The organism is Pseudarthrobacter sp. MDT1-40-2 (genome assembly GCF_059383595.1).
Map to the genome: position 1 here is coordinate 855,552 of NZ_JBWZCL010000002.1, position 21,288 is coordinate 876,839.

General features: G+C 63.4%; 20 protein-coding genes. 15 read left to right on the top strand and 5 right to left on the bottom strand.

All coding sequences use genetic code 11. The features are described from left to right. Positions 1–29: 29 nt before the first annotated feature. From AC50X5_RS10195 to AC50X5_RS10210, 4 genes are read left to right on the top strand one after another with little or no spacing between them, the layout of a single operon-like run. On the top strand, positions 30–1,307 hold the full coding sequence (locus AC50X5_RS10195) for an ABC transporter substrate-binding protein (RefSeq protein ID WP_494975954.1): 1,278 nt from the start codon (positions 30–32) through the stop codon (positions 1,305–1,307). A 58-nt stretch (positions 1,308–1,365) separates the two neighbouring features. After that, entirely contained in the window at positions 1,366–2,328 is a 963-nt protein-coding gene (locus AC50X5_RS10200) for a carbohydrate ABC transporter permease (protein ID WP_494975955.1), read from the top strand. Beyond that, on the top strand, positions 2,328–3,218 hold the full coding sequence (locus AC50X5_RS10205) for a carbohydrate ABC transporter permease (RefSeq protein WP_494975956.1): 891 nt from the start codon (positions 2,328–2,330) through the stop codon (positions 3,216–3,218). Before AC50X5_RS10200 ends, AC50X5_RS10205 begins: the two co-directional genes overlap by 1 nt. An 8-nt stretch (positions 3,219–3,226) precedes the next feature. Beyond that, on the top strand, positions 3,227–4,510 hold the full coding sequence (locus AC50X5_RS10210; protein ID WP_494975957.1) for a family 1 glycosylhydrolase: 1,284 nt from the start codon (positions 3,227–3,229) through the stop codon (positions 4,508–4,510). A gap of 189 nt (positions 4,511–4,699) precedes the next feature. Here AC50X5_RS10210 and AC50X5_RS10215 read toward each other — a convergent pair whose 3' ends face one another. Together AC50X5_RS10215 and AC50X5_RS10220 are read right to left on the bottom strand one after the other, a co-directional pair. Beyond that, the gene (locus AC50X5_RS10215) at positions 4,700–5,077 is read right to left on the bottom strand and encodes a helix-turn-helix domain-containing protein (protein ID WP_494975958.1); all 378 of its coding nucleotides are present in this window, start codon (positions 5,075–5,077) and stop codon (positions 4,700–4,702) included. A gap of 9 nt (positions 5,078–5,086) precedes the next feature. After that, complete coding sequence (locus tag AC50X5_RS10220; RefSeq protein WP_494975959.1) at positions 5,087–6,178, bottom strand: PLP-dependent cysteine synthase family protein; 1,092 nt, start codon at positions 6,176–6,178, stop codon at positions 5,087–5,089. 42 nt (positions 6,179–6,220) lie between these two features. Between AC50X5_RS10220 and AC50X5_RS10225 the strand changes: the two genes are divergently transcribed. Continuing rightward, entirely contained in the window at positions 6,221–7,054 is an 834-nt protein-coding gene (locus AC50X5_RS10225) for an alpha/beta fold hydrolase (protein WP_494975960.1), read from the top strand. Positions 7,055–7,121: 67 nt separating this feature from the next. Here the strand turns inward: AC50X5_RS10225 and AC50X5_RS10230 are convergent, their stop codons facing one another. Beyond that, entirely contained in the window at positions 7,122–8,213 is a 1,092-nt protein-coding gene (locus AC50X5_RS10230; RefSeq protein ID WP_494975961.1) for an SDR family oxidoreductase, read from the bottom strand. Positions 8,214–8,710: 497 nt separating this feature from the next. Between AC50X5_RS10230 and AC50X5_RS10235 the strand changes: the two genes are divergently transcribed. Then, a complete protein-coding gene (locus tag AC50X5_RS10235) occupies positions 8,711–9,556 on the top strand; it encodes a hypothetical protein (RefSeq protein WP_494975962.1) in 846 nt (281 codons plus the stop codon). Further along, positions 9,517–9,783: a hypothetical protein gene (locus tag AC50X5_RS10240; RefSeq protein WP_494975963.1), complete on the top strand. Its 267-nt coding sequence runs from the start codon at positions 9,517–9,519 to the stop codon at positions 9,781–9,783. Before AC50X5_RS10235 ends, AC50X5_RS10240 begins: the two co-directional genes overlap by 40 nt. Positions 9,784–9,853: 70 nt before the next feature. Here AC50X5_RS10240 and ptsP read toward each other — a convergent pair whose 3' ends face one another. Further along, positions 9,854–11,539 (bottom strand): phosphoenolpyruvate--protein phosphotransferase, encoded by a 1,686-nt coding sequence (gene ptsP, locus AC50X5_RS10245; RefSeq protein WP_494975964.1) that lies wholly within the window; start codon positions 11,537–11,539, stop codon positions 9,854–9,856. Positions 11,540–11,680: 141 nt separating this feature from the next. On the opposite strand from ptsP, the gene AC50X5_RS10250 reads away from it, so the two are divergent. From AC50X5_RS10250 to AC50X5_RS10265, 4 genes are all read left to right on the top strand, one after another. Continuing rightward, entirely contained in the window at positions 11,681–12,403 is a 723-nt protein-coding gene (locus AC50X5_RS10250) for a TetR/AcrR family transcriptional regulator (protein WP_494975965.1), read from the top strand. 50 nt (positions 12,404–12,453) lie between these two features. After that, positions 12,454–14,517, top strand: a complete 2,064-nt coding sequence (locus AC50X5_RS10255) for a PTS mannitol transporter subunit IICBA (RefSeq protein WP_494975966.1) — start codon at positions 12,454–12,456, stop codon at positions 14,515–14,517. Further along, positions 14,517–15,659: a mannitol-1-phosphate 5-dehydrogenase gene (locus AC50X5_RS10260; protein WP_494975967.1), complete on the top strand. Its 1,143-nt coding sequence runs from the start codon at positions 14,517–14,519 to the stop codon at positions 15,657–15,659. The genes AC50X5_RS10255 and AC50X5_RS10260 overlap by 1 nt, the downstream gene beginning before the upstream one ends. Positions 15,660–15,791: 132 nt before the next feature. Continuing rightward, positions 15,792–16,352 (top strand): pyridoxamine 5'-phosphate oxidase family protein, encoded by a 561-nt coding sequence (locus tag AC50X5_RS10265; protein ID WP_494975968.1) that lies wholly within the window; start codon positions 15,792–15,794, stop codon positions 16,350–16,352. Positions 16,353–16,356: 4 nt separating this feature from the next. On the opposite strand, the gene AC50X5_RS10270 is transcribed toward AC50X5_RS10265, so the two are convergent. Continuing rightward, on the bottom strand, positions 16,357–17,112 hold the full coding sequence (locus tag AC50X5_RS10270; protein WP_494975969.1) for a S1 family peptidase: 756 nt from the start codon (positions 17,110–17,112) through the stop codon (positions 16,357–16,359). A gap of 290 nt (positions 17,113–17,402) precedes the next feature. Here AC50X5_RS10270 and AC50X5_RS10275 point away from each other — a divergent pair, with 290 nt between their 5' ends. Genes AC50X5_RS10275 through AC50X5_RS10290 form a run of 4 tightly spaced genes read left to right on the top strand, consistent with a single transcriptional unit; the run spans position 17,403 to position 21,196 of the window. Continuing rightward, positions 17,403–18,353 carry a siderophore ABC transporter substrate-binding protein gene (locus tag AC50X5_RS10275; protein WP_494975970.1) on the top strand — a complete coding sequence of 317 codons (951 nt, stop codon included), beginning with the start codon at positions 17,403–17,405 and terminating at the stop codon, positions 18,351–18,353. 26 nt (positions 18,354–18,379) lie between these two features. Continuing rightward, positions 18,380–19,387 (top strand): ABC transporter permease, encoded by a 1,008-nt coding sequence (locus AC50X5_RS10280; RefSeq protein ID WP_494975971.1) that lies wholly within the window; start codon positions 18,380–18,382, stop codon positions 19,385–19,387. Then, on the top strand, positions 19,380–20,441 hold the full coding sequence (locus AC50X5_RS10285; RefSeq protein ID WP_494975972.1) for an iron chelate uptake ABC transporter family permease subunit: 1,062 nt from the start codon (positions 19,380–19,382) through the stop codon (positions 20,439–20,441). The genes AC50X5_RS10280 and AC50X5_RS10285 overlap by 8 nt, the downstream gene beginning before the upstream one ends. Beyond that, entirely contained in the window at positions 20,438–21,196 is a 759-nt protein-coding gene (locus AC50X5_RS10290) for an iron ABC transporter ATP-binding protein (RefSeq protein WP_494975973.1), read from the top strand. The genes AC50X5_RS10285 and AC50X5_RS10290 overlap by 4 nt, the downstream gene beginning before the upstream one ends. Positions 21,197–21,288: the final 92 nt, after the last annotated feature.

Sequence of the window (21,288 nt, forward strand, 5' to 3'; positions counted from 1 at the left end):
CGCTGTCCCACTTCACTGAAAGGGTCGACATGAACAGGTCGCTCACAATCCTCACCGCGGTTGCTGCCGCATCATTGGCTTTGACGTCCTGCTCAGGTGCAGGCGATGGTGCCGAATCTGAAAGCAAGGACGGGGCCAAGTCTGAACTGACGTTCTGGCATGGTTACACCGAAGCTGACGGCAAGGTCCTGAACAAAATTGTCGAGGACTTCAATGCCTCCCAGAATGAAGTCAGCATCAAAGTGCAGACCAATCCGTGGTCGGTCATTGATGACACGCTTCTTCCCGCACTCTCATCAGGCAATGGGCCGGACATCGTAGCGATGCCGGCGGAAAGGCTTCCTGTGTACGCGGACAAGGGCGCCTTTGTTGAACTTGATGACTTTTACAAGGATCCGGCCAGCAACCTGGACAAGCTGATTCCGGCAGCAGTCGACATGGAAACCGTCAATGGCCACAAATACGGAGTCCCGTCCGGTTTCGTGCCGCTGGCCATGTTCTATAACAAGGCCCTCTTTGCGGAGGCCGGCATCACCACCCCGCCGGAAACCTGGGAAGACTGGATTGCAGCGGCGAAGAAACTGACCGTCGACGAAAACAACGACGGCACCCCGGAACAGTTCGGTCTAGGTCTACCTGACCACGCAACCGTCGCCAACGGTGTGTGGCCCTCCCTTTTCTATGGAAATGGCGGGGACGTTGTCAAGGATGGCAAGGCAGTGGTGGATTCACCGGAAAATGCGGAGACGCTGAAGATCTGGGTGGACGCTATCCGCAACGACAAGATCTCACCGGCAGGCCTGGACGGCATTTCCGGTGACAAGCTCTTCAGCAGCGGCAAGGCCGCCATGTACCTCGGTGGTCCCTGGATGTCCTCGATCGCCACGGAGAGCAAGATCGACTACGGCATTGCCGCTGTCCCGGCAGGACCTAAGGACCAGGCGGCGTCCGCAATCGGGATCTCAATGGGCATCACAGAACAGAAGGACGGCTCCAGGGTCGAGGCTGCGCAAAAGTTCTTTACGTATTTCCTGCAAAAGGAACAAGCAACTGCCTGGTCCCTCGGCTCCGGCTGGCCCCCGCTCCGCTCCGACATCACCGCAACCGACGTCGCAGCCAACCCTGTAGTGGAAGCCCTGACGAAGCAGTCCGAATTCGGCCGCCCCCTGCTCCCTGGCGTCGTGAACAGCACGGACGTGCTGACAGCCGTGGACAAGCTCACGCAGCGCGCCGTCGCGGGTGAAGATATCCAGGACCTTCTCAGTGAAACCCAAAGCTCGGTCCAGAAAATCCTCGACGCCAAATAACTTGAACGGAACAGGTGCGGCGCGCAGTGGCGCCGCACCCTTCTGGAAAGAAGCTCCCATGAGCAGCACCATGCACAAGAAAACTACGGAAGCACTGCGGTACCGCGCACCAGCCCCTCTGGGGGGCCGCAGGAATCCGGCAATTGGGCAACGCCGCAAGAACACCCAGGCCCTGGCCTTTCTGCTCCCCGCCCTCCTGATCCTGGGCGCCTTCACCGCTTGGCCCATGATCTCCGCCCTGCGCCTGTCCTTCACTGACGCCAGCGGCTTCGGCAAGGAAGAGTGGGTCGGATTCGAGAACTACGCCCGCATCTTCACCGACCCGGTCATCATTAACGCCGTAATCAACACAGCGCTCTACGCGCTGCTGTTCACCCCGACGGCTGTGGCCCTGGCTCTTGCCTTGGCGCTGTTACTGAACGACCCCCGCCTGCCATTCCGTGGTTTCTTCCGAACCGCCCTGTTCCTGCCTTTCATTATCAGTCTCGCCGTCGCCGCCATCGCCTGGACATACCTGATCGACCCGCAGGTCGGGCTGCTGAACTACTGGCTGGGCACCGCGGGGATCCGGATCGGCAACGTCCTGCAGGACCCTGCCCTGGCCATGCCGGCCGTCGCGTTTGTCGCCGTATGGAAAAGCTTCGGCTTCTACATGGTTATCTTCCTGGCCGGGCTGCAGGAAATCCCCGGCTCCCTGTATGAGGCGGCGAAGGTAGACGGTGCCGGGCCTTTCACCCGATTCCGGCATGTGACCATGCCGATGCTGTCCAACACCACAGCTTTCGTGCTCATCTTCGCTCTGATCGCGGCCCTGCAGGCCTTCGACCAGATTTATGTGATGACCGGCGGTGGGCCCTATGGCCATACCGAAACGGTCGTCATGCAGATCTACACCTCCGGCTTCCGCAAACTCGACGTCGGCTTCGCCTCAGCCCTGTCCTACGTACTGCTCGCGGCGACGCTGCTGCTCAGTGTCATCCAGTTTGTTTTCTTTGGAAAACGCGAACGTGAAGGCGACTGATGTCCACAAAACTACAACCGCAACCCGCCGCGGCCCTCGCCGGATCAGGATCCACGGCCCGCTCCGCCAGGAGATCACGGCTGAACCGTGCCCTGATTGCCACCTTCCTCAGCCTGGCCACAGCAGTGATTCTGCTGCCCATCGCCATCATTGTCTTCACAGCCTTCAAGCCGGCTGCCGAGGTCAATGCCTTCCCGCCGACCCTTGTCCCGGCCCAATGGACGCTGGATAACTTCACCCGGATCTTCCAGGATCTTCCCTTCCTCCGACTGATCACCAACAGCTTCATCTTCGCCGGGGGCGTCACCCTGCTTGCCCTGCTGTTCGACTCGCTAGCCGCCTACGCCCTTGCCCGGATCGACTTCACAGGCAAGAAGTTCCTGTTGATAGCGATCATCGCCAGCCTCATGATCCCCTTCCAGGCCACCCTGGTTCCGGTCTACCAGCTCGCCAGTGACCTGGGCTGGGTCAACACCTTTGCCGCGCTCATTGTCCCCCGCGCAGCCGACGCCTTCGGAATATTCTTCCTGCGCCAGTTCTTCCTCTCCCTCCCCAAGGATCTGGATAACGCGGCACGGATTGATGGCGCCTCCGAATGGCGGGTCTACTGGAACATCGTCATTCCCAACGCGATGCCGGCCATCCTGACCCTTGGCGTGTTCGTCTTCGTGAACAACTGGAACGACCTGCTCTGGCCGCTCATTTTCACCACGGACAAGGACATGGGAACACTGACCTCCGGGCTGACCCTTTTGACCGGACCCGGCGGGATCGTGCCGTACGGCGTCATGATGGCAGGCGCCCTCGTGGCCATACTGCCCCTCGCCGCCATCTTTATGTTTGTCCAGCGCCGCTTCATCGAAAGCGTCGCCACCACAGGATTGAAGTGAGGAAAAATTTGAACTGGCATGAAGACGGACGCCTGCATTTCGGGCTCGGTATCGAAGACACCTTCATTCCCCAGGAACGCGCGGGGGAACGCGCCCTGGACGAATACGAACTAACCCAGCATTACCGCTTCTGGCATCAGGACCTGGGGCTCGCCAAGGAAGCGGGCGGCGAATTTCTGCGCTGGGGTATTCCCTGGTACCGGATAAACCCCGAACCCGGGGTCTGGAAATGGAACTGGCTGGACCAGGTAATGGCCCGCTTCGCCGAACTGGAACTCAGGCCGCTGGTGGACCTCATGCACTATGGCACCCCCACCTGGCTGGACAACCAGTTCTTGAACTCCAGCTACCCGGAACGGGTAGCTGACTACTCGGCACGGGTCGCCGCACGCTACGCCGACACGGTCGTGGACTATACGCCGGTGAACGAGCCAATGATCCACACCTTGTTCTCGGGGAAGTTCGGCCACTGGCCGCCCTACCTCTCCGGCGACGATGGCCTCGTAGCCTTGGTCCGGAACCTGTCCAAAGGATTCGTCCTCGCCCAGCAAAGCATGACCGAAGTACTCGGCGACCGCGGCATCTTCACCCACGTCGACGCAGGCTTCCGGTTCGTCAGCGATTCCGACGACGGTGTGCATGACAATGACGTCAGGCACCTCAGTGCCCGCTCCTTCCTGGTGGAGGACCTGGTCACCGGCAAGATAAACGCCGGACACGAACTCCTGCCGTGGCTCAGCAGGCACGGCTTGACCGACCACGACCTGGATTGGCACCAGGAAAACATCGTGCTCCCGGATGTGATGGGAGTGAATTACTACCCGCTGCATTCGACCGAACTGCTTGAAGCAGCACGTCCGGTAAGCGGGGACATTTCCGACCCGCGAGCCGTCCGGAACGACTGGACTGCTGGATTGGCCGAGGTCATCACCTCTTACGGCAAGCGGTACGGTGCCCCCGTCGCGCTCACCGAAACCTGCCTCACAGGCTCCTACGAGGAGCGCATCAGGTGGCTTGATGCCTCCGTAGCATGCGTGCAGGAACTCCGGGCGGCAGGTCAGAACATCGTCGGCTACACCTGGTGGCCCGTCACCGACATGTACGAGTGGACCTACCGCTACGGCAGCAAACCGCTGGAACACTACCGCCTCACCATGGGCCTCTGGGACCTCGTCCCGGACGAAATCGGAACTCTGCACCGGATCAAAAATCCCGTCGCTGACCGGTTCCGACACCACGCCAGCGCTGCAGCAACTCGCGCGCCCGAGCCCGCTGGACTGCGCTCCTCCTGACCAGCACCCAACAACCTCACCAGCTCAAACCTGGTGCGAACGGACCCGATATAGCCACGTATCAACGACTACAAATGGGAGCGAAGGGAAGGCACCGGAGCACCCCCTTTCGGCTGAGCCGGGAGGGGGTGCTCCGGTTCAGAGACGGGGTCGCCTCCTATATGAACGGCAGGAGTCCCGTTGAGAACATCATTGAGATTCCTTGGCTTTCTGCAGCTCCAGCCAGGCCATGATGTCCGCCGAGCGGATCCGGCGGTGGGTGCCGCGGTATTCAACGGGGATTTCGCCGCGATCCGTCATGTTCCGCAGGTAGGTGTGCGAGATTCCGGCGAGTTCAGCTGCCTGCGAGGTGGTGAGCATTTCCTCCACACTGCTGACGCTGACGGATTCGCCGCGGCTGAAGCGGGACAAGAGATCCACGACGGCGTCCCTGGCCTGTGCGGGCAGCCGGTGGACGGTGCCATCCACGAAGACAGTGATGTCGTGGCTTCCTTCCAGGGCGCGCTGAAGTCTGCCTGCATCCTCCGGCGGCAGTGCCGCCGTCACCTTGGGAGCTATGAGTGCCATGGGCCTAGACTAGCCGCAGGCCTGGTCTGCCCAGACGCCCGTGTCGAAGAATTTCCGGAGCGTGGCTTCGTGGGGCGCGGGGTCCAGCTGCTGGTCGGCCAGCCACTCCGGGTTGTAATAGTTCCCCGCATAGCGGTCGCCGCCGTCGCACATCAGCGTGACCACGCTGCCGCGCTGACCGTCCGTGATCATCTGCGCGATCAGCTGCCACACACCCCAGAGGTTGGTACCTGTGGAAGGTCCCGCGTGCAATCCGGCGAATTCCTGGAGGTGGCGCATGGCCGCAACAGATGCGGCGTCCGGGACCTGGATCATGTGGTCGATGACGCCGGGCACAAAGCTCGGTTCCATTCGCGGCCGGCCGATCCCTTCGATCCGTGAGGGCTTGCCGGTGGCGTCAGCCGAACCGTCCCGCCAGGCCGGGAAGAACGCCGAGTTCTCCGGATCCACCACGGCCAGGCCGGTGGGGTGGCGGTGGTACCGGAGATAGCGGCCAAGGGTGGCACTGGTTCCGCCGGTCCCTGCGCCGGCCACAATCCATTGCGGGATGGGATGTTCTTCCAAGGCCAGCTGCCCAAAGATGGACTCGGCGATGTTGTTGTTGCCCCGCCAGTCCGTGGCGCGTTCGGCGTAGGTGAACTGGTCCATATAGTGGCCGTTGGCAGTGGCCGCCACCTCGGCAGCAACGGCGTACACCTCGGAGGCGTGGTCCACCAGCAGGCAGGACCCGCCGAATTGTTCAATGAGGGCAATTTTCTCCGGGCTGGTGGTCCGGGCCATCACCGCAACGAACGGGAGCCCCAGCAGCTGCGCAAAGTAGGCCTCCGAGACGGCGGTGCTCCCGCTGGACGCCTCCACAATCGTGGTGCCCTCGGAAATCCAGCCGTTCACCAGGGCGAACAGGAACAGCGACCGGGCCAGCCGGTGCTTCAGGCTGCCCGAGCGGTGCGTGGACTCGTCCTTGAGGTAAAGCTGCACGCCCCAATGCTCAGGCAGGGGAACGGAATACAGGTGGGTGTCCGCAGACCTGTTGTTCTCCGCATTGATCCGGCGGACGGCTTCGTCAGCCCAGGCCCGGTCCTGTCTATGCACCTTTTTCACCGGTCAAGCCTAACGCCGGGCCGCGCGGGATAGCATCGACAGATGAAGCTGAGCGGCGGCACTGACCTGTTCCATGACGGCCTGAAGGGGCGGCTCTACGTGTCCCGGGTGCCTGGGTCCGGCGTAGAGAGCCCGACGGCGGCACCCCGGCGAGTGCCGCCGTCGTACGTTCTGCTGCACGGCATCGGAGTCTCGCACCGGTACCTAGCCCGGCTGCACCTGCAATTGGCTAAGACAGGGGACGTGTACACTTTCGACCTGCCCGGCTTCGGCTCCGCGCCGTCGCCGCGCGAGCAGTTGAAGGTGGAGCAGTACGCGGATTTTGTGGCCGCGGCGCTCACCGGATCTGTCCCTGGTGCTTCAGCGGAGACTCCACCCGGCGGGTATGTTGTGGTGGGTCATTCCATGGGCACGCAGTTCGCCGCAGAACTTGCGCTCCGGCACCCGCACCTGGTGTCCGGCGTGGTACTGATGTCTCCCGTGGTGGACCCGAATCGCGGTACGGCGCTGCAGCAGGCCGCCGATCTGACGAAGGACGCCCTGTTCTGTGAGTCGCCCTCGTCAAACGTCACGGTGTTCACCGACTACTTCCGAGCCGGCCCGCGCTGGTACCTCACCGAACTTCCGGTAATGCTGGCCTACCCGCTGGTTGACCGTATTCGCCAGGTGCAGCAGCCGGTGCTCGTGGTGCGCGGCGGCCGGGACCCTGTGGCCCGCGGACGGTGGTGCCGGGAGCTGGTCGAGGCCGCTCCTCATGCCACCCTGGCGGAGGTGCCAGGCAAGGGCCACGTGGTACAGCACACCGGAACAACCGCCGTCGCAACTGCCATCACCACGTGGGAAGGCTCGACGGCGGTCTGGCCGGAGCCGGGGTAGGAAGGTTCGGTGCCGCGCGGCGGACTGTCAGGTGTGGACCCGAGAGTGTTGGTTCTAGAGGAGGGTTTTAGGGGATGAGGCGCTCGGCACGATAACGGTCGAAGAGCGCGGTGAAAGAGTCGACGGTGCGCCGGTATCCCGTGAACCCGGCGGTCCTGCTTTTGCCCATGTCTGTAACGACCTCGATGTTCCGGCCGAGATCGCCGTCGGTGTGCCACCAGGATGCCACGCGTTCAAGGCGTGGTTCGATCAGCCCGTGCCGCTTCGCGATGTCCGCCCACGCTTCCTCGCGTCCGGCCATGGCCTGCTCCAGCGGTCGGGGTGCTCCTTCATATCCCGCCCATTCGACTCCGAAGTACGCTGCGAGCTTGGGCCACATCCAGCGCCACCGGAAGACATCCCCGTTCACTACGTTGAACGCCTGATCAGCGCCGGACGGTGTTGTCGAAGCCCAGATCATGTGCTCGGCCAGGAGCCCGGCGTCCGTCATGTCTGTCAGACCGTTCCACTGCGTGTCCGAGCCGGGGAAAACGAACGGCTCACCGGCTTCCTTGCATAACGTCGCCTGTGCGGCGAGGGTCAGGCCCATGTTCATGGCGTTGCCTACAGCGTGACCAATCACGGTATGGGCACGGTGCACTGACCAGGTAAAGCCCTGCTCAGCGGCCGCGGCGAAGAGTTCGTCCTCTTGGGCATAGTAGAAGTTTTGGACAGGAAGCCTGGGCTCCTCCTCGTGGAACGGTGTGTCCGGCATTTCACCGGCGGCGTACGCTTCGAAGGGGCCGAGATAGTGCTTGAGCCCAGTCATCAGGGCCACGTGAGCAAGGTTTTTGCCCTGGAGGGCTGCCAGGAGATCCCGCACCATGCCGGCGTTAACCCTGATGTTTTCCTCCTCCGTGTCCCGCCGTGACCAGGCCGTGAAAAAGACGTGGGTAGGGTTCTCGTGAGCGAGGACCCCCTTAAGCGATTCAACCGAGGTCAGGTCCGCCGACAGCCAGCGCACGCCGTCGCGGTCGGCGCCGGGTGTCCGCGAGAGCGCCAGAACCGGCCACCCCTCCGCCGTGAGCGTGTCGAGCAAAGCTGATCCCGCGATCCCCGTGGCGCCCACCACGAGCGCCGTCCTCCGTGCACCGCCCGATGTTCCGTTCTCGATTGTCATACTGGCGACAAGCGCCGGCACCGTGGAGATATTCCTGGACAGCACCGAAAACCCCGACCAAGAAACGGCCCGGATGATTGGGGCCACCTTCCAAAACAAGCTGATCATAGACTTCCAGTTCCGCGAATCCGTCACCACGCAACGGCGACTTCGGCGGCGTGATGCTCGGAAAGTTCACCGCACGCCTTGACTGTGACCGGGTGGACGGGCAGAGGCTCTGGCGTTCGAACCGATGAAAGCCGTCCCTGCAGGCCAGTGAGCACCCATGCTGACGCAGGGAGTTGTTACTCGGTAACTTGTGTGCTTCTTTGCCGGCGCTCGTTCTTCCAATCTTTGAATGTCGCCGTGGAATTCGGCGCGACGCCGCGCTCGTCCTCAAACCCACTCATATCCATGCGCGTCGTGTGTAAGCGTCCGCTGTGAACGTTGACGAGGGCCATCCAGTTAGATTATGAGAGAGGGCGCTAGTTGGTGAAGTGACGAGTCAGGGGGACGAAGTGACGAAGCAGGGGCAGCAAGAAGTATTGGAGAAACCAGCGAGCGACGCCGGCCTGTGGCGCGCAGAGTTGCGATCACTCACGGCCAGGACAAATATGGTGGTACTCGTCATTGCCGTTGTGGTTGGAGCATGGGGCATTTTCGACAGTATGACCGACGCCGGAGGCGATCGCTTTGCGGGTAACCTCAGCATCGTTGCCCCGAGTGTCTATGCCGGTTGGTGCATGTTGGAGCCGGCGCTGCGCCGCACGACGAGCACGGGGTCGGTGTTAATGCGATTGGCGTCGGCATGCCTGATTGCACCGGGATTGGCAGTTGTCCCGGTAGCGGCGGTTCAGGCGATCGCGGTAATCTTCCCCGACATCCGAAACGTCATCGAAACTGCGGCAGAAGCCAACGGCGGATTCCACTACTACTGGTCTGAGGGTATTGGCGCCCAGTTGTTCCTGGTGCCGTTGGCAGGATGGATGATCGGCATGGTTGTTGCGTTAGGTGTTTGCATCATCCTGACCTTGCCGATTCTTTCCCTGCGCGCACCTGACACTGTATCGAGCGGTTCACACATAGAAGCGGTAGCAGCCGAGAAACGAGTGCCTATAACCGCATTCGTCTTTTGTGGCCTCGGTGCGACGATGCTGGGGGTCGTGCTTTGGGTGTTCGGTGAAGGCGGAAGCGTTGTCGAGTTCCCCGAAGATCTCGGGCGCTTCATAGGAACGCTCTCGTCTGGCTATTTCGACTGGAACGGGGCGATGTGGCTGATCGGAGTCGTGCTTGTCGTCGCCGGCGTACTCGCAATGGCATGGGCGTGCGTGCCCGTGATGTCAGCGCGGCGGCGCAGGGAATAAGCGCGTTTGCCTCGTCTGACGGCACCGAGTCCTGCGTGGCAGTAGTGCCGGACGATCACGAGTGGTTCGCAGGTTGCGGGGCGATGACCTGCGCCGACAACCGGATCGTCACCGTGGCCGGACCTGACGGCAAACCCGTGGCGCTGGTCCGGGACAATGCCGATGCCGAACGCCTAAATTCCGAAGGGTTCACGCGCATCCACCAGAACGTGTACGTCGCCGGGTAGCGGCTACCAGAGGAGGCTGACTGCGGTTCCCGGTAGCTGCGCCGGGGTGCCCCCGGCGCAGGCGGGGTCCCTACAGCCCCAGTTCCTCAAGTACCGGCAGCTTGGCGCGCACCCACGCCCGGGCTTCCGTGGCGCTGGGCGCGGAAAGTGCCAGCTTGGCCAGCTCCTGCGCCTCGGCCAACGTGACGGTCTTGAGGACGGCGGCCACCGCCGCCAGGGAGCGGGCGGTCATGGACAGAGTGCTTACGCCCAGGCCGGTCAGTACGACGGCGAGCGCCGGGTCCGCGGCAGCCTCACCGCAGACGCCTACAGGCTTGTTGTTCCCCTCTGCGCGCGAGCCTTCCACGGTCAGGCCCACCAACCGCAGGACGGCCGGCTGCCAGGGTGTGTTCAGGTTGGCCAGCGGGCCCAGTTGCCGGTCCGCGGCCATGGCGTACTGCGTGAGGTCATTCGTGCCGAGGCTTGCAAAGCCGACCTCGCGCAGGATGGCCTCTGCGGTGAGTGCGGCCGAGGGCACCTCGACCATGACGCCGGGGGTGCGGATGCCGGCGTCGGCGCACATGGACGCAAAACGGGCCGCTTCCTCGGCGGTGGAGATCATGGGCGCCATCACCCAGACGTCAGCCTCCGACTCCTTCTCGGCGAGGGCAATGGCTTCCAGTTGGCGGTCCAGGACGCCGGGGGTGGTGAAGTCGGTGCGGTAACCGCGCACGCCCAGCGCCGGGTTGGGCTCTGTGGAATCGGTAAGGAACGGCAGCGGCTTGTCCGCGCCGGCGTCAAGTGTCCGAAGTACCACTTTCTTGCCGGGGAACGCATCAAAAACGCCCTTGTACGCTGCGGCCTGCTCTTCGACGGAGGGCTCGGAGTCGCGTTCCAGGAAGCAGAACTCGGTGCGGAACAGTCCTACGCCCTGGGCGCCGAGGGCTGCAGCGGCTTCGGCGTCCTTGGCACCTCCGACGTTGGCGAGGAGCGGCACCAGGTGGCCATCCGCCGTCGAACCCGTTCCGGTGAAATCGGCGAGTAGTGACGCCGTGCTGGCCCAGGCTTCGGCGGCTTCGCGCTGGGAGTCCTCCGGGTCCGCGACGATGGTGCCCGCAGCTCCGTCCACGTAAACCTCTGTGCCGTCCGGCAGTTCGTCCACTCCGGCAGCGGCAACAACGGCAGGCAGGCCGAGTGAGCGGGCGATGATGGCGGTGTGTGACTGCGGTCCGCCGCCGGCCGTGACCAGGGCCAGGACCTTGTTCGGGTCCAGGGTGGCGGTGTCTGCAGGAGCAAGGTCCTCGGCCACCAGTACGAAGGGTGCGCTGGATTGCGGAATGCCCGGCGCCGGTACTCCACGGAGCTGTGCCACGATGCGGGCGCGGACATCCAGCACGTCGGTGGCGCGCTCGGCCATGTAGCCGCCCAGGTTCATCAGCATCTCAGAGACCGATGCACCCGATTCCCAGACGGCGCGCTCGGCAGAGGTTCCCCGGGCAATGAGCTTGGACGCGCCCTTGATCAGCATGGTGTCCTTGGCCATCAGCGCCGTGGCCTCAAGGACCGCCTTGCCATCGCCAATGGCCAGCGCGGCGCGGGCCTTCAGTTCATCATGCACAGCCTGGGCCGCTTCCTTGAGGGCTGCAATAGCTTCCTCGGCGGTGGTTCCGGCGGCGAGCTGTTCACCTGCCGGTGGCTCGCTGATCGGCTTGGGCATCTGCCGAATGGCTCCGATGATGCGGCCGGGGCTCACGCCCACGCCTGGGAAGTTCTGCATTGAAGGTCCTCATTCTTTGCCGTGTTCGCTGGTGCCGTGCTGGTGGTGCTGAGCGGGTCAGATGCGATGCTTCCGAAGCCTGCAAAACAGTCTATGTGATGCGGTTCATATAGCAACGCTATAGGTGCTAGGGTAGCGGTTATGAGTATCGATGGCCAGCTACCGCCTAAGGCGCGGTTGTTGCGTGCTGCCGCGGAGCTGCTGGCCAAGTCCGGGGGAGCGCCGGTTTCCACCCGCCAGATCACCAAGCTGGCAGAGGTCACCGCCCCCACGCTGTATCACCACTTTGGTGACAAAGAAGGACTGTTCGACGCCGTCGTCGCGGCCGGTTTTGAAGAGTACGTTGCGGGCGAACGCGACTTCGCCCCTTCCGGACATCCGCTGGAAGACATCCGGCGAATGTGGGACAACCATGTCCAGTTCGGCCTGAACCAGCCGGAGCTGTATTTGGTCATGTTCGGCAACATCCGGCCTGAAAGCCGCCCGGCCATCGTGGCTGATGCCGAGGGGCTCATGGAGGAAATGCTGAACAAGGCCGCAGCCATCGGGCAGATCAACGTGCCGCCGCGGGAAGCGGCCAGGTCCATCCTGGCCGCCAATGTGGGGGTGACGCTCATGCTGATTGCGGAGCCCGCCCCGGACCGGAACCTTGAGCTGTCCGCCCTGACCCGGGACGCCATGATCTTCGCGGTGTCCACGGAGCAGGCGGCCGGTACCGGCGCAGACACCGGGCGTTCCTCGGTGGTTGTGGCAGCCATTGCCTTGAACGCAGCCCTCCAGGCCTCCAACCCGGACCAGCTTTCCAGCTCCGAACTGAAGCTGTTCCTGGAGTGGCTGCACCGCATCTCCAGCTCCAGTACCTGAACCCATCGAACCATCCTGCGGAGCAGCAGGATTCACGGTTAGGAAAGAACATGGCAACGCAGACAGTTGCGAAACCCCGCACCAGCGTGCGGGTTGGCGTCCAGAAGTTCGGGACGTTCCTGTCCGGCATGATCATGCCCAACATTGGGGCGTTCATCGCTTGGGGCCTCATCACCGCCCTCTTCATCGAGAAGGGCTGGTTCCCGGTCCCGCAGCTTGGCGGCTTCGGCACCAACGCCGACGGTGAGCCGTGGACCGGCCTGGTTGGCCCCATGATCACCTACCTGCTGCCACTCCTTATTGCCTACACCGGTGGCAGGATGGTCTATGACGTCCGCGGCGGCGTGGTGGGAGCCATCGCAACCATGGGCGTCATTGTCGGTGCAGGCATTCCCATGTTCATCGGCGCCATGATCATGGGTCCGCTGGGCGGCTGGACCATGAAGAAGATTGACATGCTGTGGGAGGGCAAGATCCGCCCCGGCTTCGAGATGCTGGTGAACAACTTCTCCGCCGGCATCTGGGGTGCGCTGCTGGCCATGCTGGGGTTCTACGGAATCGCGCCACTGGTATCAGCGTTCAGCACGGCCGCCGGCAATGTGGTCCAGTTCCTCGTGAACAACGGGCTGCTTCCGCTGACAAGCATTTTCATTGAGCCGGCCAAGGTCCTGTTCCTGAACAACGCCATCAACCACGGCGTGCTGACCCCGCTGGGCGTCCAGCAGTCCCTGGAGCAGGGCAAGTCCATGCTGTTCCTGCTCGAGGCCAACCCCGGCCCCGGCCTGGGCATCCTGCTGGCCTACATGTTCTTCGGCCGCGGTGCTGCCAAGGCTTCCGCTCCGGGTGCAATCATCATCCACTTCCTCGGCGGCATCCACGAGATCTACTTCCCGTACGTCCTGATGAAGCCGCTCCTGATCGTCGCAGCCATCGCCGGCGGCATGACCGGCATCGCAACACTGGCCATCACCAATGCGGGCCTGGTTGCCCCGGCTGCCCCGGGATCCATCATCGCAGTCCTGGCACAGACGTCCCGTGACAGTTACCTCGGAGTGATCCTCGCCGTTGTGCTGGCCACGGCGGTCTCCTTCCTGGTGGCCGCGGTGATCCTGCGGACCTCCAAGAACCGCGACGACGGCGACCTCTCCGCCGCTACCTCCCGCATGGAGGACATGAAGGGCAAAAAGAGCTCGGTCTCCTCTGCCCTGACCGGCGGTGGTACCGCTGTGATGGCCGGTCCCATCAAGAACATAGTGTTTGCCTGCGACGCCGGTATGGGCTCCAGTGCCATGGGTGCCTCGGTGCTGCGGAACAAGATCAAGGCTGCCGGATTCCCGGAGGTCAAGGTCACCAACTCGGCCATCGCCAGCCTGAGCGATACGTACGACGTTGTGATTACGCACCAGGACCTCACCGAACGTGCCCGTCCTGCCACTGGAAGCGCCCGGCACTACTCCGTGGACAACTTCATGAACAGCCCGCGCTATGACGAGATCGTGGAACTGGTCAAAGAAAGCAACACGGAGTCTTCTGCTGAAGGCGAGGGCGACGGCGGCACTTCAGCCGGCGCTGCTGCTGCCGGCACTGTTGGTGCTGCAGGGGCTGGCGGGCATGGCGCCCATGCTGCCGATGCTCCGCTGGATGCACAGTCCTCAGTCGTCGCCACTGAGGCTGCTCCGGCGTCGGAAATCCTGGTTGGTGAGAGCGTGGTGCTCAACGGCACCGCCGCCACCCGTGACGAGGCCATTGACGAAGCCGGCCGGCTGCTCCTGGCCCGCGGCGCGGTAAACACTGCGTACGTCGAGGCAATGCACGAGCGTGAGGAATCCGTCTCCACCTACATGGGCAGCTTCCTGGCCATCCCGCACGGCACCAACGCCGCCAAGAACCACATCATGAAGTCCGCCGTGTCCGTGGTTCGTTACCCCAACGGGATCGACTGGAACGGCAAGGAGGTCAAGTTCGTGGTGGGCGTCGCCGGCGTCAACAACGAACACCTGCACATCCTGTCCTCGATCGCCAAGGTCTTCACCAACAAGGAACAGGTGGCAAAGCTTGAAGCGGCCACCACTGTTGATGAAGTCCTGGACCTCTTCGGAAAGGTCAATTCCTAGTGAAGGCTGTTCATTTCGGTGCCGGCAACATCGGCCGCGGGTTTGTGGGACTGCTCCTCCACAATGCCGGGTATGAGGTGGTGTTCGCGGACGTCGCGGACACCCTCATCTCCCAGCTGGCCGCGGCGGACAGCTACGACGTGCACGAGGTGGGGGAGGCGCCTGCCGTCAAGACGGTGAGCAACTTCCGGGCACTGAATTCCAGCACCCACGAAGCGCAGGTGGTGGCAGAAATCGCAAGTGCCGACGTCGTTACCACCGCGGTGGGTCCGCACATCCTCAAGTTCGTCGCTCCGCTGATCGCCGGTGGGATTGCCGCCCGGGCTAGCGATGCCGCGCCGCTGCAGGTGATGGCCTGCGAGAACGCGATCAACGCCACGGACATCCTGCGGGACGCCGTGAGGGAGCTCTGGGATGATGCTGCCGGTTCGCTGGCCGGCCGCGCGGTGTTTGCCAACACGGCCGTGGACCGGATCGTCCCAAACCAGGAAGCGGGGCAAGGCCTGGATGTCACGGTGGAGACGTTCTACGAGTGGGTCATCGACAGGACGCCGTTTGGTCCGGAGGCGCCGGTGATTCCCGGGGCAACCTTCGTGGACGACCTGTCCCCGTACATTGAACGCAAGCTTTTCACGGTGAATACCGGGCACGCCTCGGCAGCGTACTTCGGCTTCGCCGCAGGGCTGGAAAAAATTTCGGAGGCTATGGCGGACCAGGACGTTGCCGAGGATGTCCGTGCTGTTCTTGAGGAGACCAAGCAGCTGCTGGTGGCCAAGCATGGCTTCAGCAATGACGAGCAGGAAGCCTACGTGCAGAAGATCTTGCGCAGGTTCTCCAATCCACATCTGCCGGACACGGTGCACCGGGTAGGCAGGGCGCCGTTGCGCAAACTGAGCCGGCACGAACGGTTCATCGGCCCGGCAGCTGAACTGGCCGAACGCGGGATCGTGCCGGAGGCGCTGCTGGGCGGCATAGCGGCAGCCCTGCGGTTTAACGATCCTTCCGACGCCGAAGCCACCGAGCTCGCCGGGATCCTGGGCTCCTCCACTCCCGCTGAGGCCACGGAGAAGATCACTGGACTCACGCCGGATCACCCGCTGTTCGACGCCGTGTGCCGCCTGGTTGAGGAACGCGTCGCCTGACGTTGTTACTTCCGCAAGCGCTCCCTCAACGCCGGCATACTGCCGGCGTTGGGGGAGCGCTTTATGTTCTCCGGCAGGCCGCTTCCTGAGACAGGTTTGAACAGGACCCCGGCCCGTGGGAGCGTGTTCTTCATGGGCAAAGTACACGGAGCAATCAACGAGCGGTTGAGGGGATTCATCGCACGGCAGCCGGTCTTTTTCGTGGCGACCGCGCCGCTCTCCGCTAACGGACAGATCAATCTCTCGCCCCGCGGAATGCCCGGAACCTTCGCGGTCCTGGATGAGCGGACCTTCGCGTGGCTGGACCTTACGGGCAGCGGCAGCGAAACGATCGCGCACCTCCGGGAGAACGGCCGCATCACTGTAATGTTCTGCGCGTTCGAGGGCCCGCCGAACATCGTGCGCCTGCACGGCACCGGGCGCGTCGTCAGCCGGTATGACGACGAGTTCGAGTCACTCACGCGGCACTTCGCGGATCAGGACGAGGCCAGGGCCGTCATTGTGGTTGACGTGGCCCGCGTCTCCGACTCCTGCGGCTGGGGCGTTCCCCTGATGTCGTTTCAAGGCCATCGAGACCTGATCGGCCCATACTTCAAGCGCAAAGGGATAACCGGCACCGCTCAATACCGGGTCACCAAAAACCGCGCCAGCATCGACGGGCTTGTGGCGTACGACTACGACCCGGTCCCTTAGGTCCCTACGAGGCGCCCACTCCGGACACGCTGGTGATCCAGGAAAGGTTCTTGGAAACGGATGCGTGGTCGTTGTAGTAGCGCGTGTAGTCGGACGGGTTCTGTGCGGGCAGGATGCTGGACGTGGAGAGGACGCCCACCAGCTTGCCGTTGACAATTAGGGGCCCGCCGGAATCGCCGCCCAGTGTGTGGCCCGTCTGCGACTGCGTGCGTACGGAGGGCCCGCCGTACGTGTCCGTGCCCTGGCCGGCGACCGTGACGTTTGCGGTCTTCAGGTTGTAGGACATGGTGCCCGCACCCTCGGTCTGGTCTCCCCATCCGTAGACCTTGGCGGCCGTTCCTGTCGCGGGGAAGGAGCTGGAGAGGCTCACGTAGGAGCCGTAGTGCGGAGTGGAGAGCTTCAGGAGCAGGACGTCGCCGGTGCTCGAGGCGTAACGGGCCGCCACGGTCTTCACGGTGCCGCCCGTTTCCAGATAAGTGCTCCCCAGGCGGACGGACTGCAGGGAAGCAGAATTGCAGTGCTTGGCCGTGATGACCCAGCTCGCGGAGATCTGGCTGCCCGTGCAGCCGACGTTGGTGCCGGTGGAATCGAAGGAAATCTGCGCGGCATAGGGCGCAGCGGAGATCGTGGTGTTGCTGCCGCCCGCGATATCCGGGCTGGCGGTGTCTCCGCCGGGAGCAGGCGCTGCGTTGGCGCCTGACAGGGGGACAAGGAGGGCGGCGGTGGCTGCGGCCGTGGCCAGTAAGCGAGCGATCTTCAAAGCGGGTTTGCTCCTTCGCAAGTAGACCCTTGGCGGCAGGCAGGGTTACCGCCTGCCGGGTCTTTCCAGTGGATGGGCCGCACACGCTGTGCAACCTAACCGAGACTGTACTAACAGTTGTGATCCGTGTCACCTCTTTTGACAAACTAGTCATTTTCCCGTGAAGGGTGACCTCTCTCACGATTCACCGTTCGGGCCAGTCCTGGTTTGAACTTAGCCTGGCCTTACTTATAGGGTCATAACTGAAATTAGGCGACAAAATTGTGACTTAAATATTGGTGGGAGCACACGTGAAGAAGCGGTTTTCGACATACCTTGGGGCGTTTGCGGCCGGCGCAGCCCTGCTGGCGGTAACAGCTTGCGGAGGCGGCGCCGAAGCTACTCCGGCCGCCAGTACAGCCAGCACCATTACGGTGGAGCACGCCTCGGGCACCACCGGGAACGTTCCCGTGAACCCGGAAAAGGTCTTCACCTTTGACCTCGGTGTGCTGGACACCATGAATGCCCTGGGCGTGGAGCCCGCCGGCGTTCCAGAGGCGGCCTACCCCAAGTCGCTGGAGCAGTACGCGGCAGAGAGCTACGCCAAGATCGGCTCGCTCAAGGAGCCGGACTTTGAAGCAGTCAGTGCCGGCGCCCCGGACCTGATCATCATCTCCGGCCGCACCGCGGGAGCGTACGAGGAATTGAGTAAGATCGCACCGACGATCAACCTCGCCATTGACGAGGCCAAGCCGATGGACAGCTTTGCTGAGCAGACCGCAACGCTGGGCAGGATCTTCAACAAGGAATCAGAAGTTGAAGAGAAGCTCGCTGCCCTGAACGTCACCATTGACGAAATCAAGGCCAAGGCGAAGGGCGCCGGAAAGGGCCTGATCGTCCTGACCTCCGGCGGCGAGGTCACGGCCTACGGTGCAGGTTCACGCTTCGGCATCATTCACGATGTGCTCGGCGTTCCGACAGCCGCAGACGTCAAGACAGAAGGCACCCACGGCGAGGCTGTTTCCTTTGAGTACATCAAGGACGTGAACCCGGACATCCTCTATGTGATCAACCGCGACACCGCTGTTGGTTCGGAAGCCGCCGCCGCTGATCCCACCCTGGACAACGAACTGGTCAAAGCCACCAACGCCGCCAAGAACAACAAGGTCATCAGCCTTGATCCGGCCAGCTGGTACATCGTCGGTTATGGCCTCAACAACGTCCAGTCCATGGTCGATGCTGTAGCCGACTCGCTCGTCTGAACACCTTCCAACCTGGCTTCACAGCAATGACCGGCACGGCAGTGCGCACCATGGCGCCGAGCAGCCGCAGCCAGGCCCGCGTACCCGCGGGCCTGGCTGCGGCCGCCGTCGTTGTCCTGGCACTCGCCGCCGGCAGCATGTTCGTAGGCGTCAGCGATGTGTCGCTTCCGGCACTCCTGGCCGGTGATCCAAACACCACCGCAACGTTCTGGATTTCCCGGCTGCCCCGCACCCTGGCCGTGGTGCTGGCCGGCATGTCCGTAGCCGTCGCCGGGCTCATCATGCAGCTCATGGCCCGAAACCGCTTCGTTGAGCCCTCCACGGTGGGCACCCTGGAATCTGCAACCCTCGGCATCCTGGTGGTAACCGTGGTTGCCCCGGCGTCCCCGCTGCTGGTGAGGATGGCAGTTGCCAGCGCGTTCGCCGTCGCCGGCACGGCGCTCTTCCTGGCCGTCCTGCGGCGGCTTCCCGTGCGCAACACCCTCCTGGTTCCGCTGGTGGGCATCATGCTGGGCGGCATCATCGGCGCCGTCACCACGTTCTTCGCCTACCGCTACGATCTCCTCCAGACCCTGAGCAACTGGATGGTGGGCGACTTTTCCGGGGTGCTCCGCGGCCGGTATGAACTGCTGTGGATCGTGGCCGTTCTCATGGTCCTGGGCATGCTCGCGGCAGACCGCTTCACCGTCGCCGGCATGGGCCAGGACTTCACTACCAACCTGGGCCTAAACTACGCCAAAACCATGCGCCTGGGGCTGGTGATCGTTTCACTGATCTCCGCAGTGGTGGTCACCACCGTGGGCGCCGTGCCGTTCCTGGGCTTGGTGGTGCCGAACATCGTGTCGTTGATGGTGGGCGACAACCTCCGCCGCGCCGTGCCCTGGACAGCCCTTTTCGGCGCCGGGTTCGTGTTGATCTGTGATGTCATTGGCCGCACCATCCGCTACCCCTACGAGGTCCCGGTGGGCATGGTGATGGCAGTCGTCGGCGCCATCCTGTTCCTGGCCCTGCTGCTGAGGAAACGCAATGCCTGACATCACTACCAAAGCCAAAACCGAAACGCCCGACGTCGGTGCTGCCGCCGCCCCCGGTGCAAGGGGCCGCATCGCGGCGGGCCGGCTGCGCCGTTTCCTCCTGAATGCGCCGCCGAAGGTGGTGGTCGGCCTTCTGTTGGGTGCCGCCGTCGCCGTCATCTGTTTCTTCCTGTTCAGCGAACTGAAGGGCAACGCGGGCTACGTGCTGCCGCGACGGGCGCTGAAGGTAGCGTCGATGCTGGCGGTTGCCGTAGCGGTGGGGGTTTCCACGCTGGTGTTCCAGACGGTGACGGCAAACCGCATCCTGACGCCGTCCATCATGGGCTTTGATGCCTTGTACATCCTGGCGCAGACCGGCATGGCGTTCATGCTGGGTGCAGCAGCGGTGGTTGCTGCCCCGCCCACTGTCCAGTTCGGTATCGAAGTGGTGCTGATGGTGGCCTTCAGCGCGCTGTTATACCGCTGGATGTTCACCGGGGCCACCCGCTCAATCCACCTGCTGCTCCTGGTGGGCATCATCCTGGGCAGCCTGTTCCGCGGCGCATCGTCCCTGCTGCAGCGGCTGATGGCGCCGAGCGAATTCCTGATCCTGCAGGACCTGTTCTTTGCCAGCTTCAACAATGTGGAGCCGTCCCTGCTGGCAGTGTCCGGGGTGATCATCGGCGTCGTCGGTGTTTTTGTATGGCGCGCCCGGCACACCCTGGACGTCTTGGCGCTTGGCCGCGAAGTGGCCATCAACGTGGGCGTGGACCACCGCCGCGTGGTGATGTGGAGCCTGCTGGGCTGCTCGCTGCTGGTAGCGGTTTCCACCGCCCTGGTAGGTCCGGTGACGTTCTTCGGCCTGCTGGTGGTGAGCCTGGGCTACCAGCTGTGCCGGCAGTTCAGCCACGCCTGGCTGCTGCCCATTGTGGTGCTGCTCGGCTCTGTGGCGCTGGTGGGCGGCCAGCTTGTCCTGGAGCGGGTTTTCGGCTTCGCCAGCGCGCTGAGCGTGGTCATCGAATTCACCGGGGGCATCCTGTTCCTCTACCTCCTGCTGAAAGGCTCGCTGAAATGATCGACGTCCGGAACGTCTCCAAGAGCTTTGGGGGCCAAAAGGTGCTGGATGACGTCAGCTGCGAGATTCCCCGTGGCGGGATCACCTCGATCATCGGGCCCAACGGTGCAGGAAAGTCGACTCTGCTCTCCCTGATCAGCCGGCTGCAGCCGCTCGAATCCGGAACGGTGACGGTAGCCGGGCTGGACGTTGCCGCCACGCCCAGCCGCGAACTGGCCCGCACCATGGCCATCCTGCGGCAGGAAAACCACCTCACCATGCGCCTGACCGTGCGCGACCTGGTGGCGTTCGGCCGCTTCCCGCACTCCGGGGGCAGGCCCACCGTGGAGGACTTGGCGGCAGTGGAAGAGGCAATCGGCCACCTGGACCTGACCCCCATGGCGGACAAGTTCGTGGACGAACTCTCCGGTGGCCAGCGGCAGCGTGCCTACATTGCCATGGTGCTGGCCCAGGACACCGAATACCTTCTTCTGGACGAACCGCTGAACAACCTGGACATGAAGCACTCGGTGGAGATGATGCGCCTGCTCCGCCGGCTGGCCGACGACCTCGGCAAAACCATCGTCCTGGTGGTGCACGACATCAACTTCGCGTCCTGCTACTCGGACACCATCCTGGCCATGAAGAACGGCCGGCTCATCCACCAGGGCAGCCCCGCCCGGATCATGCAACAGGCCATGCTCCATGACGTCTATGACATCGACATCCGCATCGAGGAAATCGACGGCAACCGGATCGGCGTGTACTTCGCCTGAGGCTTGCCCGCTGCCAGCTGCCTCCTGAACCGACGGTGAGGATGAGGATTCCGGACAGGGCGATACCAGTCCTCTTTCACTGCTGGGTAATC